The sequence below is a fragment of the Kitasatospora sp. NPDC022856 genome (assembly GCF_055561235.1).
The window spans coordinates 12,095-29,269 of sequence record NZ_JBVHHE010000038.1; the positions used below are offsets into that span (position 1 = coordinate 12,095).

Below are 17,175 nucleotides of genomic sequence, written 5' to 3' on the forward strand. Positions count from 1 at the left end.
TACCGGGTCATCGGGGCGGTTCAGGGCGGTTCGGGGTGGAACGGGTGGTCGCCGGGCGTCCGGGTCAGTTCCGGCCGAGGGCGCGCTGCACCAGGTCGGCGACGTCCATGGCATCGATCAGGTCGGCGTCGTCCTCGGCCGGTTCGGCCGCCGCGTCGGGTGCGGGGGCCTCCTCGGTCTCGACGAGGGCGAGCAGGGTGTCCAGGAGGCCGGCCTCCTTGAAGCGGGCGAACGGGACGTCCGCGAGCGCGCGCCGCAGGTCGTCCTCCCGCCCGTCGAGGTCGTCGCCGGTGTCCCGCAGGAGTTCGGCGCGCAGGTAGCCGACGAGGGCGTCCGGGGTGGGGTAGTCGAAGATCAGGGTCGCGGGCAGCCGCAGGCCGGTGGCGACGTGCAGGCTGTTGCGCAGGTTGACGGCGGCCAGCGAGTCGAAGCCGACCTCCTGGAAGGCCTGCAGCGGGCCGATGCTCTCGGCGCCGCTGTGGCCGAGGACGGTCGCGGCGTGGCCGCAGACCAGCTTCAGCAGGATCCGGCCCTGCTCCGCCTCCGGGACGGCCCGCAGCGAGTCCACCAGCGAGGAGGTGGTGTCGCTGTTCCCGCTGTCCGGCTGGGAGGCCCGCAGTGCGGCGTCGGCCTCGGGGAGGTCGGCGAAGAGCGGGCTGGCCCGGACGGAGGTGAACGCCGGGATGAAGGCGTCCCAGTCCATGTCGGCCACCGTGACGAACTTCTCGTGCGCCCGCACCGCCTGCTCGAAGGCGGTCATCGCGACCTGCGGGGCCATCGGCAGGACGCCCCGGCGGCGCAGCTGGGCGAGGGTCGCCTCGTCCATCCCGGCGCCGACCTGGTCGAGGGCGCCCCAGGCGATCGAGGTCGCCCGCAGGCCGCGTCCGCGACGCCACTCGACCAGCGCGTCCAGCACGGTGTTGGCCGCGCCGGAGACGCCCTGCCCGCCGCCGCCCCAGACGCTGGCGATCGAGGAGAAGACGACGAACGCGTCGAGCGGGGTGTCGGCGAACAGCTCGTCGAGCCAGAAGGCGGTGTCCACCTTGGCGGCGAAGACCTCGGCGAGGTCCGCCGCGCCGGTGTCGGTGACGGAGCCGGTCCAGGCCATGTCGGCCGCGTGCAGCACGGCGGTGAGCGGCTGGTCCGCGGGCGCCTCGGCGACCAGCCGGGCGAGTGCGTCCCGGTCGGCGTCGGCGCAGGCCACCACGGTGGTGCCGGTGCCCAGTGCGGCGAGTTCCGCCCGCAGCCCGGCCAGGTCCTCCTCGGCCGTCCGGGGGCCGGTGGTGACGATCAGCCGGCTCGCGCCGGACTCCGCCAGCCAGAGCGAGGCGTTGCGGCCGAGCCCCTCGGCCCCGCCGGTCACCAGCACGGTGCCGCTGGGCTGCCAGCCGCCCGTGGTGGGCTCCGGCGCGGCCTTGCGGACCAGTCGGCGGCTGTAGACGCCGGAGCGGCGGACGGCGAGCTGGTCGTCGCCGGCGGCGCCGTTCAGCGCGCCGAGCAGGTACTGCGCCGTCCGGGCGTCGTGCGCGGCGGGCAGGTCGATCAGACCGCCCCAGCGGTCGGGGAACTCCAGCGCGGCGGCCCGGCCCAGGCCCCACAGCGCGGCCTGCGCCGGTGCGGTGAGGGTGTCCTGGATCCCGATGTTCACGGCGCCCCGGGTGAGGCACCAGAGCGGGCGGCCGGGCGCGGCGTCGCCGAGCGCCTGGATCAGCGCGAGGGTGGCCACCGTGGCGCTCACGTCCGGCCCGGTGGTCCCCGGGTCGAGCGCGAGCAGCGAGAGCACGCCGGTCACGTCCTGCTCGGCCAGCACGGCGGTCAGCCGTTCGGTGAGGCGGGCACGGGTGGTCTCCTCGGCCGCGACCTCCAGGGTGACGAGGTCGAGCCCCTGCGCGGCCAGCGCGGCCGGCAGGCCGTCGACGGGTGCGTCCGCCGGTCGCCCGGACGGGACGACCACCAGCCACCGGCCGCCCGGCACACCGACGGCCTCGCGTTCGAGCGGCCGCCAGGTGACGTTGTAGCGCAGCTTCTCGGCGCTGGACCGGCGCCGCCGCCGGCCCCGCCAGTCGGCCAGGACGGGGGTCAGCGTGCGCAGCGCCTCGCGCTGGTCGGCCGCGGCCAGGTCGAGCAGTCGGGCGAGCGAGTCGGGGTCGGTCTGCTCCACGGCCGCCCAGAAGTCGGCGTCCGCGCCCTCGGCCGCCGAGGCGGCGGCGTCGGGCGTCTCGCCCTCCTGGAGCCAGAAGTGCCGGCGGTCGAAGGCGTAGGTCGGCAGCTCCGCCAGCGGGGCGTCGGCCCCGGCGGGCAGGATGCCGGTCCAGTCCACGGCGACGCCCCGGACGAAGAGTTCGGCCATCGAGGCCAGCAGCCGGCGCGGCCCGCCCTCCTCGCGGCGGAGCGTGCCGCCGACGACGGCGCGCAGCCGGACGCTGTCGTCCTCGGCGGTGTCGAAGATCTCGTTGACCGGCTGGACCAGTACGGGGTGCGCGCTCGCCTCGACGAAGACGGTGTGGCCCTGGCCGAGCAGGGCGGCGACGGCCGGGCCGAAGCGGACCTGGCCGCGCAGGTTGCGGTACCAGTAGCCGCCGTCCAGCACGCCCGCCCCGTCGATCCACTCACCCGTGACGGTGGAGAAGAACGGGACCAGCGGGGCCTGGCTGCGGATGTCCGCGAAGGCCTTCGCCAGCGTGTCCTCGATCGCCTCGACGTGGCGGGTGTGGGAGGCGTAGTCCACCGCCACCCGGCGCACCCGGACACCGTCGTCCGCCAGGACCTCCAGCGCCTCGTCCAGCGCCTCGGCGTCACCGGCCACCACCACGGACGTCGGACTGTTGACCGCGGCGACCTCCACCCGGTCCGCCCACGGCGCCAGCCGGACCAGCGCGTCGGCCTCGGAGAGCGCCGCCGAGGCCATCCCGCCGCGCCCGGCGAGGCTGCCGGCGATCACCTGGCTGCGCACCGCGACGATCCGCGCGGCGTCCTCCAGGGAGAGCGCACCGGCCACGCAGGCCGCCGCGATCTCGCCCTGGGAGTGGCCCAGCACGGCGTCCGGCACCAGGCCGACCGAGGCCCAGACGGCGGCCAGGCCGACCATCACCGCGAAGCTCGCCGGCTGGAGCACGTCCACCCGGTCCAGCAGCTCGGCCGGCGCGTCCCCGCGCAGCACGTCCACCAGCGACCAGTCCACCCACGGGTCCAGCGCCCGGGCGCATGCGGCCACCCGCTCGGCGAACACCGGGGAGGCGTCCAGCAGTTCACGCCCCATCCCGACCCACTGCGAACCCTGTCCCGGGAAGACCAGCACGGTGCGGCCCGGTCCGCCGGAGGACGCGGCGGTCCCGGTCACCACGGCGGGGCTGCGCTCGCCCCGGGCCAGCGCGGCCAGCCCGGCCAGCGCCTCGGACCGCGAACCGGCCACCACCACCGCGCGCTCGGCGAGCACCGCCCGCCGCGCGATCAGTGCCCCGGCGACTCCGGTGAGCGGCGCGGCCTGCGCCGACTCCACGAAGGCGACCAGCCGGCCGGCCTGGCCCGCCAGCGAGGCGGCGCTCCGCGCCGACACCACCAGCGGCACCACCGCGTCCGGCGCGGGCCCGTCGGCCGGCTCCGCCGGGACCGGCTCGGGGCCCTCCTCCAGGATCACGTGCGCGTTGGTCCCGCTCGCACCGAACGACGAGACCGCCGCGCGGCGCGGCCGGCCGTCGCGCGGCCACTCCCGCGCCTCGGTGAGCAGCTCGACGGCGCCCGCCGCCCAGTCCACCTGCGGGGTCGGCTCGGTGACGTGCAGGGTCGCGGGCATCACGCCGTGCCGCATCGCCTCCACCATCTTGATCACGCCGGAGACACCCGCCGCCGCCTGGGTGTGGCCGATGTTGGACTTCAGCGAGCCGAGCCGCAGCGGCCGGTCGGCGGGCCGGTCCTGGCCGTAGGTGGCCAGCAGGGCCTGGACCTCGATCGGGTCGCCCAGCGAGGTGCCGGTGCCGTGGCCCTCGACCACGTCCACCTCGGCGGCGCTCAGGCCCGCGTTCGCCAGCGCCCGGCGGATCACCCGCTGCTGCGAGGGGCCGTTGGGCGCGGTCAGGCCGTTCGACGCGCCGTCCTGGTTCACCGCGCTGCCGCGCAGTACGGCCAGGATCCGGTGCCCGTTGCGCCGCGCCTCGGAGAGCCGCTCCAGCACCACGACGCCCACACCCTCGGCCCAGCCGGTGCCGTCGGCCGTCGCCGAGTAGGCCTTGCAGCGCCCGTCGGCGGAGAGGCCGCGCTGCCGCGAGAACTCCAGGAAGGCGTCCGGGCTGGACATCACGGTCGCCCCGCCGGCCAGTGCCATCGAGCACTCGCCGCGCCTCAGCGCCTGCGCGGCCAGGTGCATCGCCACCAGGGACGACGAGCAGGCCGTGTCCACGGTGACCGCCGGGCCCTCGAAGCCGAACACGTAGGACACCCGGCCCGAGGCGACGCTGGAGGACGTCCCGGTCATCACGTAGCCCTGCACGTCGTCGGGCACCTGCCGCAGCCGGGTCACGTAGTCGTGGTGGACGATGCCGGTGAAGACGCCGATGTCGCGGCCCCGGGTGGAGAGCGGGTCGATCCCGGCCCGCTCCAGCGCCTCCCAGGAGGTCTCCAGCAGCAGCCGCTGCTGCGGGTCCATGGCGAGTGCCTCACGCGGCGAGATGCCGAACAGCCCGGCGTCGAACTGGGCCGCGTCGTGCAGGAATCCGCCGACCCGGGTGTAGCTGGTGCCCGGGTGGGCCGGGTCCGGGTGGTACAGCTTGTCGACGTCCCAGTCCCGGTCGGTGGGGAAGGCGGAGAGCCCGTCCCGCCCCTCCGCGACCATGGTCCAGAGCTCCTCGGGGGTGTTCACGCCGCCCGGCAGCCGGGTGCTCATGGCGATGATGGCGATCGGCTCGTCCGGGTCGGTGGCGGCCGCCGCGGCCGCCGGCCCGTCCGCCGGCCGCTCGCCGAGCAGTTCGCCGCGCAGGTGGTCCGCCAGTGCGGCCGGGGTCGGGTAGTCGAAGACCAGGCTGGTCGGCAGGGACAGGCCGGTGAAGTCCTGCAGCCGGTTGCGGAGTTTGACGGCGCTGAGCGAGTCGAAGCCGAGCTCGCGGAACGGCTGGCCGGCGTCGAAGGAGTCGGCGCCCTGGTGGCCCAGGACGGCGGCGGCGCTCTCCTGCACCAGCGCCATCAGCCGGCGGTGCTGTTCCGCCGGGGCGAGGTCGGCGAGGCGGGCGGCCGTCGAACCACCGGCCTCCACACCGCGCCGCACCACGCGCCGGGCCAGCGGGGCGTCCGCCGGGGCCGCCGGAACCGCCACGGGAACGGCGTCGGCACGGGTGGCCCCGTCGGTGCCCGCCGGCGTCAACGGCCCGATGGTGGCGACCGGTTCGCCCTCCGCGTCGGCCAGCTCCAGCAGGTGGCGGCCGCCCTCGGCCGGGGTGATCCGCAGCCGCAGGGTGGCGGCGCCCTCCGCGTACACGGCGAGTTCGGCGCAGGCGGCCGGCTCGCGGTCGCGCCCGTCGGGGTCGCCTCCGGTGTGCGCGGCGAGGACCTTCAGCGCGGTGTCGACGAGTGCCGGGTGGAGCGTGAACGCCTCGGCCTCGGCCAGGAGTTCGGCGGGCAGCTCGATGTCGGCGAGGAGCCCGCCGTCGCGCTGCCAGAGCCTGCGGACGCCGGCCACCTTCGCGGCGGGGGACGCGGTGTCCGCGGCCTCGCCGGTGTCCGCCGCCTCGCCGGCGCCCGCGGTGTCCGCTGCGTCTTTGGCGGACGGCCAGTCCCGCAGGTCGAAGCCGGGCTGCGGCAGGCCGGGGGCCAGCAGGGCGCGGGCGTGGCAGACCCAGGGGCCCTGCTCCGGGCCGGCCGGCCGGGAGTGCACCCCGGCGCGGCGCAGGCCGTCCGTACCCGGGGCCTCCACCGAGACCCGCAGCTGGAGGTCCCCGTGGCCGGGCAGGACCAGCGGCGTCACCACGGTGAGCTGCCGGACGGCGCCGCTGGCGGCCTCGCTGCCGGCCAGGACGAGCAGGTCCAGCAGCACGGCCGCCGGGACGGCGGTGTCACCGGCGCCGGCCGGGTCGACCAGCAGGCCCCGGCTGCGCCGGGTCAGCCGCCCGGTGAGCACGACGCCGGTGCCGCCGTCCTCGCCGGGGACGTCGACGACGGTGCCGAGCAGCGGGTGCCCGGTGCTGCGGGCGCCGAGTGCCTCGGCGTCCGTGGCGGCGCCGCTCTCGACCCAGTACCGCTCGTGCTGGAAGGCGTACGTGGGCAGTTCGGCGCCGACCGCCGTGACCGGCCGGCCGAGGACGGCGGGCCAGTCCACGTCCACGCCGCGCACGTGCAGTTCGGCGAGCGCGGTGAGGACGGCGGTGTCGTCGGGGGTGTCGCCGCGCAGGGTGGCGACGCAGCCGCCGGCCTGCCGCTCGCCGAGCGTGCCGAGCGCCATCGCGGTCAGCACCCCGCCCGGGCCGAGTTCGAGGTAGGTCGCGGCGCCCTGGTCGCGCAGCGCGGTGACCGCGTCGCCGAACCGGACGGCGTCGCGCACCTGGTCGACCCAGTACGACGCCGTCCCGAGGTGCCCCTCCTCGGCGAGCCGGCCGGTGACGGTGGAGACCACGGGGATGCTGCCCGGCCGGTACCTCAGCTTGGCCGCGACCGCCTCGAACTCCGCCAGCATCGGCTCCATCAGGGCCGAGTGGAAGGCGTGGCTGACGGTGAGCCGCCGGGTCTTGTGACCGGTCCGGGCCAGCTCGGCCGCGACGGCGAGCACCGCGTCCTCGGCGCCGGAGAGCACCAGCGAGTCGGGGCCGTTGACCGCCGCGACACCGACCACGCCCGCCGCGCCGGCCAGCAGCGGCGCGACGTCGGCCTCGGTCGCCCGCACCGCGACCATCGCGCCGCCGGCCGGCAGTGCCTGCATCAACCGCCCTCGGGCGGCGACCAGTTCGCCCGCCGAGGCGAGGTCGAGGATGCCGGCGGCGTGGGCGGCGGCGAGCTCGCCGATCGAGTGCCCGGCCAGCAGGTCGGGCCGTACGCCCCAGGAGGTGAAGAGCCGGAACAGCGCCGTCTCCAGGGCGAAGAGACCGGCCTGGGTGTACAGGGTCTCGTCGAGCAGCCCGGCCTCCGCCGTACCGGGGTCGGCGAAGACGATCTCGTGCAGCGGGCGCGTCGACGCGCCGTCCAGGTGCCGCTCGACGGCGGCGCAGGCGGCGGCGAAGGCGTCCCGGAAGACCGGGAAGGCCTCGGCGAGGCGGCGGCCCATCCCGGCCCACTGGCTGCCCTGCCCGGTGAAGAGGAAGGCCAGCCTGCCGTCGCCGGCGGCGGCGTTGCCGACCACGGTCGTGGCGTCGGGCGTGCCCGCTTCGAGGGCGCGCAGGGCGTCGGCCAGCTGCCGGCGGTCACCCGCCAGCAGCACCGCGCGGTGGTCGAGCCCGGCCCGGGCGGTGGCGAGCGCGTGGGCCGTCCCGGCCAGCGGGACGTCGGACCGGTCGTCGACGAAGCGGGCGAGCCGCCCCGCCTGGCCGCGCAGCGCGGCCGCCGACCTGGCCGAGACCGGCACCGGGACGAGCACCGGCGGCACCTGGGCGGCGTCGGCCGGGTCCTGCGGCGGCGCGGGCTCCGGCACGGCGGCGGCGTCGGCCGGCGCCTGCTGCACCAGGACGTGCGCGTTGGTCCCGCCGATGCCGAAGGAGGACACCCCCGCGCGGCGCGGGCGGCCGGTCTCCGGCCAGTCCCGGGCCTCGGTCAGCAGCTCGACCGCGCCCACCGACCAGTCCACATGGGTCGAGGGCCGGTCCACGTGCAGCGTCCGGGGCAGGACGCCGTGCCGGATGGCCATCACCATCTTGATCACTCCGGCCACCCCGGCCGCGGCCTGGGTGTGGCCGATGTTCGACTTGACCGAGCCGAGCCAGAGCGGCTCCTGCCCGTCCACGCGGTCCTGCCCGTACGTGGCCAGCAGCGCCTGCGCCTCGATCGGGTCGCCGAGGACGGTGCCGGTGCCGTGCGCCTCGACCGCGTCCACCTCGGCCGGCGAGAGGCCCGCGTTCGCCAGCGCCGTGCGGATCACCCGCTGCTGGGAGAGCCCGTTCGGCGCGGTCAGACCGTTGGACGCGCCGTCCTGGTTGACCGCGCTGCCGCTGATCACCGCCAGGACCTGGTGGCCGCGCCGGCGCGCCTCGGAGAGCCGCTCGACGAGCAGCACGCCGACGCCCTCCGCCCAGCCGGTGCCGTCCGCGCCGTCCGCGAAGGCCTTGCAGCGGCCGTCCGGGGCCAGCCCGCGCTGCCGGGAGAACTCCACGAAGGTCTCCAGGTTGCCCATCACCATCACGCCGCCGGCCAGCGCCATCGAGCACTCGCCCCGGCGCAGCGCCTGGGCCGCGAGGTGCAGGGCGACCAGCGAGGAGGAGCAGGCGGTGTCGACCGTGACGGCCGGGCCCTCGAAGCCGAACTGGTAGGCGACACGGCCCGACAGGACGCTGCCGGAGCCGCCGGTGAGCCGGAAGCCCTCGACGCCGGCCGCCTGGTGCATCCGCACGGTGTAGTCGTGGCTGTTGACGCCGACGAAGACGCCGATGTCCTGGCCGCCCAGCCCGGTGGGGTCGATCGCGGCGCGTTCGAAGGCCTCCCAGGAGGTCTCCAGCAGCAGCCGCTGCTGCGGGTCCATCGCCAGCGCCTCGTTCGGCGAGATGCCGAAGAAGCCGGCGTCGAACCCGGTGGCGTCGTCGAGGAAGGCGGCGTGGCGGACGTAGGTCTTGCCCGCGCTGTCCGGGTCGGCGTCGTAGTGCCGCTCGATGTCCCAGCCGCGGTCCTCGGGGAACTCGGTGACGGCGTCGACCCCGTCGGCCACCAGCCGCCAGAGGTCCTCGGGGCTGTGCACCCCGCCCGGGAGGCGGCAGGACATCGCCACGATCGCGATCGGCTCGTCGGGGTCGACGGCCGCGGCGCTCGCGCGGCCCGTCCCGGCGCCGTCCGGGGCGGTGCTGCCGAACAGCCTGACGCGCAGGTGCTCGGCGAGGGCGACCGGCTTCGGGTAGTCGAAGACGATGGTCGAGGAGAGCGTGAGTCCGCTCGCGGAGGCCAGCCGGTTCCGCAGCTCCACGGCGGTCAGCGAGTCGAAGCCGGCCTCCTTGAAGGCCCGGTCGGCCCGGACGGCGTCGGGGGCGGCGTGGCCGAGCACCTCGGCGGCGTGCCGGCGCACCAGGGCCACCAGTTGCTCGGTCCGCTCGGCCTCACCCAGCCGGGCGAGCCGGTCCCGCAGGGAGCCGGTGTCGGGGCCGGCGGCGGCGCGGACGGTCCGCCGTCCGGCCGGTGCCAGGCCGCGCAGCAGCGGTGCCACGGGGCCGCTGCGGGCGGCCGCGCGCAGGGCGGGCAGGTCGAACCTGGCGGCCACCAGGGCGGCGGGCGTCCCGGCGCCGGCGCGCAGGGCGGCGTCCAGCAGGGCCATCCCCTCGGCGTCGGACAGCCCGGCCATGCCCAGCCGCCTGGTGCGCCGGAGGTCGGCGGTGCCGAGGTGGCGGGTCATGCCGCTGGCCTGGCTCCAGTAGCCCCAGGCGAGCGAGACGCCGGGCAGGCCGAGCCCGCGACGCAGCTCGGCCAGGGCGTCCAGGCAGGCGTTGGCCGCCGCGTAGTTGCCCTGGCCGGGGTTGCCCAGGACGCCGGCGGCCGAGGAGAACAGCACGAAGGCCGCGAGGTCCAGGCCCCGGGTGAGCTCGTGCAGGTGGAGCGCGGCGTCCAGCTTGGGCCGCAGCACGGTGTCGACCCGGTCCGGGGTCAGCGCGGTGACCACGCCGTCGTCCAGGACGCCGGCGGTGTGCACGACGGCGGTCAGCGGGTGCTCGGCCGGTACCGCCGCGAGGAGCGCGGCGAGCTGGGCGCGGTCGGCGGTGTCGCAGGCGGCGACGGTGACGGTGGCGCCCAGCGCGGCGAGTTCCTCGCGGAGCGCCTGCGCGCCCTCGGCGGCGGGGCCGCGGCGGCTGACCAGCAGCAGGTGGCGGGCGGCGTGCGCGGTGACCAGGTGCCGGGCGACCAGGGCGCCGAGCGTCCCGGTCCCGCCGGTGACCAGGACGGTCCCGGCGGGGTCGAGGCCCGCGGCGGGGTCGAGGCCCGCGGCGGTCCCGGCTCCGGGCGCCTCGGCTCCGGGCGTCCCGGCTTCGGCGGTCCCGGCTCCGGGCGTCCCCGTGGTGCGCTCCGGGACGGTGGCCCGGACCAGCCGGGGTACCTCGGCCAGGCCCGCCCGGACCCGCACCCGCGGTTCGCCACTGGCCAGCACGGCCGGCAGCAACGCGGCGGCGGAGTCGTCGAGTTCGGCGATCACGATGCGGTCCGGGTGCTCGGACTGCGCCGAGCGCAGCAGACCGGACACGGCGGCGGTCGCGAGGTCGGTCCCGTCCCCGCCCATCGAGACGACCAGCCGGGACTGCGCCAGCGCGGGGGCGGACAGCCAGGCCTGGAGGACGGCCAGCGCGGCGGCCACGGCGGCCCGGGGGTCACCCCCCGGGTGCTCCACGGCGTACCGCAGCACCTCCGGGGCCGGACCGTCGGACGCGGCGAGGGTCTCGACGTCCCCGGCGGTCGCGATGGTCGCCGTACCGGGGGCGGCCTCTGCCAGGGCGGGCAGCGGCAGTTCGGACCACTCCAGCCGGAACAGCGCGTCCTGCGTCAACTCCCCTGCGAAAGCGTCCTGTTCCGGCGCGTAGGGCCGGGCGAGGACGGCATCGGCGATCAGCACCGGCGCACCGGTCGGGTCGCTCAGCTCCAGCCGGGCGCCCTCGTCCGTCGTCCCGGAGGTGCGGACCAGCAGCTCGGTGGCGCCCGAGGCCAGCAGGGTCACCCCGCGCCACTCGGCGGCGAACGCGCCCTCCGGGAGGGCGGTGCGCACGGCGGCGTCCAGCAGCGCCGGGTGCAGGCCGAATCGGTCGGCGGGGCCGGCCGCGTCGTCCAGCGAGACCTCGGCCACCGGGCCGTCGGCGGGCCGGGCGGCCCGGGTGTCCGCCGGGGCGGGTGCCAGGGTGCCGTGGGCGTGGCGCGTCCACTCCGCGTCCAGCGGCGCGTCGTCCGCGCGGGAGTACACCTCGACGGCGCGCCGCCCGGTGTCGTCGGCCGCTCCGACGGTCATCTGGACGGCGCGCCCCCCGCGCAGCGGGAGCACCACCGGCCGGTCGACGGTCAGTTCCGCGACGGTCGGGGTGCCGACCTCGTCGCCGAACCGGACGGCCAGCTCGACCAGCGCCGCGCTGGGTACCGGGACGGTGTCGCCGACCACGTGCTCGGAGAGCCACGGGTGCGCACCGAGCGACCACCGCGCGGTGGTCATGAAGCCGCCCGAGCCGGGCACACCGACGATCGCGCCGATCAGCGGGTGGTCGGCGGCGGCCTGGCCGAGCGAGGCCGCGTCGGTGGCCCGGGCGGTCCGCAGCCAGTAGTGCCGGTGGTCGAAGGCGTAGGTCGGCAGCTCGACGCGGGCGGTGCCGGTGGGCAACACTCCCGTCCAGTCCACGGAGACGCCCCGGACGAAGAGTTCGGCCATCGAGGCGAACAGCCGGCGCGGACCGCCCTCGTCCCGCCGCAGCGTCCCGGTGACCAGGGCCTCGGCCCCGGCCTCGTCCACGATCTCACTGACCGGCTGGACCAGCACCGGGTGCGCGCTCGACTCCACGAACACCGTGTGGCCCTGGTCCAGCAACGTCGCGATCGCCGGGCCGAAGCGGACCTGGCCGCGCAGGTTGCGGTACCAGTACCCGCCGTCCAGCACGCCCGCCTCATCGATCCACTCGCCCGTGACGGTGGAGAAGAACGGCACCAGCGGGGCCTGGCTGCGAATGTCCGCGAAGGCCTCGCCGAGAGTCTCCTCGATCGCCTCGACATGACGGGTGTGCGAGGCGTAGTCCACCGCCACCCGGCGCACCCGCACGCCGTCGGCCGCCAGCACCTCCAACGCCTCGTCCAAAGCCTCGGCATCACCGGCCACCACCACCGAGGCCGGGCCGTTGACGGCCGCGACCTCCACCCGGTCCGCCCAGCGCACCAGGCGAGCCAGCGCCTCGCTCTCGGAGAGCGCCACCGACGCCATCCCCCCGCGACCGGCCAGGCTCCCGGCGATCACCTGGCTGCGCACCGCCACGATCCGCGCCGCGTCCTCCAACGACAGCGCACCCGCCACGCAGGCCGCCGCGATCTCCCCCTGCGAGTGCCCGACCACCGCGTCCGGCACCACACCCACCGACGCCCAGACCGCCGCCAGACCGACCATCACCGCGAAACTCGCCGGCTGGAGCACGTCCACCCGCTCCAGCAGCTCGGCCGGGGCCTCACCGCGCAGCACCTCCTCCAGCGACCAGTCCACCCAGCGCTCCAGCGCCGCCGCGCACTCCGCGACGCGCTCCGCGAACACCGGGGAGGAGTCCAGCAGTTCACGCCCCATCCCGACCCACTGCGAACCCTGCCCCGGGAACACCAGCACCGTCCGGCCCGCACCGGACACACTGCCCGTCACCAACCCCGGCGCCGACTCCCCGCGCGCCAACGCGGCCAGCCCCGCCAGCGCCTCCTCCGAGGTGCCGGCCACCACCACGGCGCGCTCGTCCAGCAGCGCCCGCCGGGTGACCAGCGCACCGGCCAGGGCCGCCCGGTCACCGGCCGTCACCAACGGCGCCAGCCGCCCGGCCTGGCCCGCCAGCGAGGCCGCGCTCTTCGCCGAGACCACCAGCGGCAGCACACCCGCGGGGCCGGCCTCGACCTCGGCCGGCTCCTCCTCGGGGGCCTGCTCCAGGATCAGGTGCGCGTTGGTGCCGCTGACACCGAAGGAGGAGACGGCGGCCCGCCGGGGGCGCCCGGTCTCCGGCCAGTCCCGGGCCTCGGTCAACAGCTCCACCGCGCCGAGCGACCAGTCCACCCGGGTGGACGGCGCGTCCACGTGCAGGGTGGGCGGCATGACGCCGTGCCGCAGCGCCTGGACCATCTTGATCACGCCGGCCACCCCGGCCGCGGCTTGGGTGTGGCCGATGTTCGACTTCAGCGAGCCGAGCCGCAGCGGCCGCTCGGCGGGCCGGTCCTGACCGTAGGTGGCCAGCAGGGCCTGCGCCTCGATCGGGTCACCCAGCACCGTGCCGGTGCCGTGCCCCTCGACGACGTCCACCTCGGCGGTGGACAGGCCCGCGTTGGCCAGCGCCTTGCGGATCACCCGCTGCTGGGAGAGCCCGTTGGGCGCGGTCAGACCGTTCGACGCGCCGTCCTGGTTCACCGCGCTGCCGCGCAGCACCGCCAGGACGTGGTGCCCGTTGGCCCGCGCCTCGGAGAGCCGCTCCAGCACCACGACGCCCGCGCCCTCGGCCCAGCCGGTGCCGTCCGCCGCGTCCGCGTAGGACTTGCAGCGGCCGTCCGTCGCCAGCGCCCGCTGCCGCGAGAACTCCACGAAAGTGTCCGGGGTCGCCATCACGGTCGCGCCGCCGGCCAGCGCCAGCGAGCACTCCCCGCGCCGCAGCGCCTGCGCGGCCAGGTGCATCGCCACCAGCGACGACGAGCACGCCGTGTCCACCGTCACCGCCGGGCCCTCGAACCCGAACACGTAGGAGACCCGGCCCGAGGCCACGCTCGACGCCGTACCGGTGGCGGTGAAGCCCTCCAGCTCCGCCGGCGCCGTGCCGCCCGCGCCGTAGCTCTGGCCCATGACCCCGGAGAACACCCCGACGTCCGCGCCCTTCAGACCGGCCGGGTCGATACCGGCCCGCTCCATCGCCTCCCAGGACGCCTCCAGCAGCAGCCGCTGCTGCGGGTCCATCGCCAGCGCCTCCCGCGGGCTGATGCCGAAGAACCCGGCGTCGAACAGACCGGCGTCGCGCAGGAACCCGCCGCGGTCGGCGGTGGAGGTGCCGGCCTGCTCCGGATCGCCGGAGAACAGGGCGTCCAAGTCCCAGCCACGGTCCTCCGGGAAGCCGGACAGGGCCTCCCGGCCCTCGCGGACCAGCCGCCACAGTTCCTCCGGGCCGGTCACACCGCCCGGCAGGCGGCAGGCCATGCCGACGATCGCGATCGGCTCGTCCGGGTCGGCGGGCACCGCCCGGCCGGCCGGCTCCGGGGCCTCCCGCAGGCCGAGGACGCGGGCCCGCAGGTGGGCCGCCAGCGCCTCCGGCGTCGGGTGGTCGAAGCTCACGGTGGCGGGCAGGCGCAGCCCGGTGCTCCCGGTCAGCCGGTTGCGCAGTTCGACGACGGCGAGCGAGGTGAGGCCCAGGTCGCGGAAGGCCTGCCCGGCCGGGACGGCGCCGGTGCCGGGCCGGTTCAGCACGGCGGCGGCCTGGGTGCGGACCAGCTCTTCGAGCAGGGCGAGCTGCGCCCGCTCGTCCAGGACCGACAGGCGGGCGCGCAGGTCGGCGGTGACGGTCTCGTCGGGCCGGACGGCGGGCGGCGGCGTGGCCGCGAGGGCGCGCAGGACCGCCGGCACCCGGCCGTCCGGGTCGAGCGGGCCGGTCCGCAGCGCCACCAGCGCCGGGGCGCCGGTCTCGATCAGCAGGTCGAAGGCGGCGAGCCCGTCCCGCAGGTGCCGGGCCCCGGCCTCCTCGGTGGCGTCGGCCACCGGGTAGCCGGTGCTCCAGGCGAGGGCCGAGCCGGCCTGCCCGCGCAGCCGGCGGCTGTGCGCCAGTGCGTCCGTCAGCGCCTCGGCGACGGCGGTGTCCGGGGCCCCGGGGGAGCCGAGCACGGCGGCGGTGCCGGTGACGGCGACGAAGGCGGTGAGGCCGGTGTCGGCCGTGAGCTCGTCGAGGGCCCGGGCGAGGGCCTGGTCCCCGGCGGCGTGCACGACGGCGGTGACCGGGTGGCCGAGGTCGGCGAGCGCCGTCCGCAGTGCGGCCCGGTCCGTGCCGTCGGCGGTCACCCGGGCGAGCTCCAGCCCGGTGGGGAGGTCGGCGTCCAGCGGCTCGCCCGCATCCGGCGCGTCGACCAGCAGCAACCGCTCCACCCCGTACGCGGTGGTCAGGTGGCGCACCAGAGCGGCGCCGGCCGGGGTGTCGGCCCCGGTGACCACCACGGTCGCGCCGAGTCCGGCCGGGCCGCCGCCGAGCGGACGGTCGGCGACCGGCACCGGGAGCAGTCGTGGGACCAGCGGTTGCCCGGCCCGCAGGGCGAGTTGGGGTTCACCGGAGGCGACGGCGGCCAGCAGCTCCGGGGCGGACACCTCGGCGCCGGGCCGGGCGTCGAGATCGAGGACGGTCACGGCCTCGGGGCGGTCACTGCCGGCCTGGACGGAGCGCGCGACGGCCCAGAGCGGGACGCCCGCGGGGTCGGGCGCGGCGTCCCCCTCGGTGGCGGTCACCGCGCCGCGGGTGAGCAGGACCAGCCGGGCCCCGGCTGGTACCGGCCGGGTGGCCGAGGCACGGCCCTCGGCGGCGGTGGCCACCGGGTCGAGCAGGGTCACGCCGGGAGCCGGCTCGCCGGCGGCCACGGCGGCGTCCAGGGCCGCGAGGTCGGGGTGGTGCCGGACGTCGAGACCGGCGGCCCGCAGGCCGGTGACGAGCGCGTCGGCCGGGCCGACCACCGCCCAGCCCGGTGCGGCTGTTCCGGCGGCCGCCGGGAGTGCGGGCGGCGCCGGCACCCAGGCCGGTGCCAGCAGGGCGTCATGGTGTCCGTCGGCGGCGTAGCGCAGCCGGGCGGGCTGCTCGGCCAGCAGGCGCCGGACGATCTTCCCGGAGGCCGTCCGGGGGATCCCGGCGACCTCGTAGACCCGCTCGGGCAGCTTGTACGCGGAGAGCCGCTCGCGGCAGCGGTCGATCAGCGCGGCGGTGTCGAGGCCGGCCGGCCCGGGGACCACCCAGGCGACGGGCACCTCGCCGAGCGTGTCGTGCGCCACCCCGGCGACCCCGGCGTCGGCCACGCCCTCGACGGTGCGCAGGACGGCTTCGACCTCGTCGGGGTGGATGTTCTCGCCGCCGCGGATGACCAGGTCCTTGAGGCGGCCGCAGATGGTGAAGTACCCGGCCTCGTCCCGCCGGGCCAGGTCGCCGGTGTGGAACCAGCCGTCCCGCACCGCCGCGGCGGTGGCCTCCGGGCTGTTGTGGTAGCCGACCATGACGTTCGGTCCGCTGACCCAGACCTCGCCCTCCTCGCCGGCCGCGACGTCGAGGCCGGTGCGCGGGTCGACGATCCGCACGCCGACGCCCGGCACGGGCAGGCCGCAGGAGCCCTCGACGCGGGCGGCGTCCGGCGGGTTGATGGTGATCGCGCCGCAGGTCTCGGTGCTCCCGTAGGCGTCGACCAGCGGCACCCCGAAGCCCTCCTCGAAGGAGCGGCGCAGTTCGGAGCCGGTGACGGCGCCGCCGACCAGCCCGATCCGCAGGTCGGGCAGCGACAGACCGGTCCGCCGGGCGGTGGTGACCAGGTGGTGGTAGGTGGTGGGGACGCCGGCGAGGAAGGTGGAGCGGTCCTCGCGGAGCGCGGTCAGGATGTCGTCCGCGGAACTGCCGTCAATGATCCGGGCGGTGGCGCCGGCCACCGGGACGGAGAGCACGCAGGCGATGTGCGAGAGGCTGTGGAAGAGCGGCAGCGGCCACAGCACCCGGTCGTGCTCGGACAGGCCCGGCACGGGCACGTAGCAGGAGGCCACGGACCAGAGGCAGTTGCGCTGGGTGGACAGCACGCCCTTGGGCCGGCCGGTGGTGCCCGAGGTGTAGAACATCCAGGCCACCTCGTCCAGTCCGAGGTCGTCGGGGGCCTCGGTGACGGGTTCGGTGACGGCGAGTTCGTCGAAGGAGAGGGTGCCCGCCGGGGCCGGGGCCGGGCCGGCCACCAGCACGCCGGACGCACCGGCCGGGGCCGGCAGCAATCGCAGGAACGTTTCTGCGTGACCGGTGTCGGCCAGCGCGAAGACCGCGCCGCTGTCGGTCAGCAGGTACTCGGTCTCGGCCGCCGTGGCCCGCGGGTTCACCGGCACGCCGATGCCGCCGGCCCGCACGACGGCGAGATAGCCCTCCACCATGGCGACGGAGTTGCCGAGGCAGAGTGCCACCCGGTCCCCGCGCCGGACGCCGAGGCCGGCCAGGTGACCGGCCAGCCTCCGCGTCCGTGCTTCGAGCTCTCCGTAGGTGACCGCGTGCCGGTCGTCCTCGAAAGCGATCTTGTCCGTGAAACGGACCGCGTTCTCCCGGAGGATGACCGGGAGCGGGGTGATCAGATCGGGGCGCACCTTACCGCGAACTCCTTCCGGAG

General features: G+C 76.8%; 1 protein-coding gene. It reads right to left on the reverse strand.

Annotated elements, in window-relative coordinates; genetic code table 11:
- Positions 1–64: 64 nt before the first annotated feature.
- Positions 65–17,152: a type I polyketide synthase gene (locus ACZ34W_RS31860; RefSeq protein ID WP_465609040.1), complete on the reverse strand. Its 17,088-nt coding sequence runs from the start codon at positions 17,150–17,152 to the stop codon at positions 65–67.
- Between the last annotated feature and the right edge of the window lie 23 nt (positions 17,153–17,175).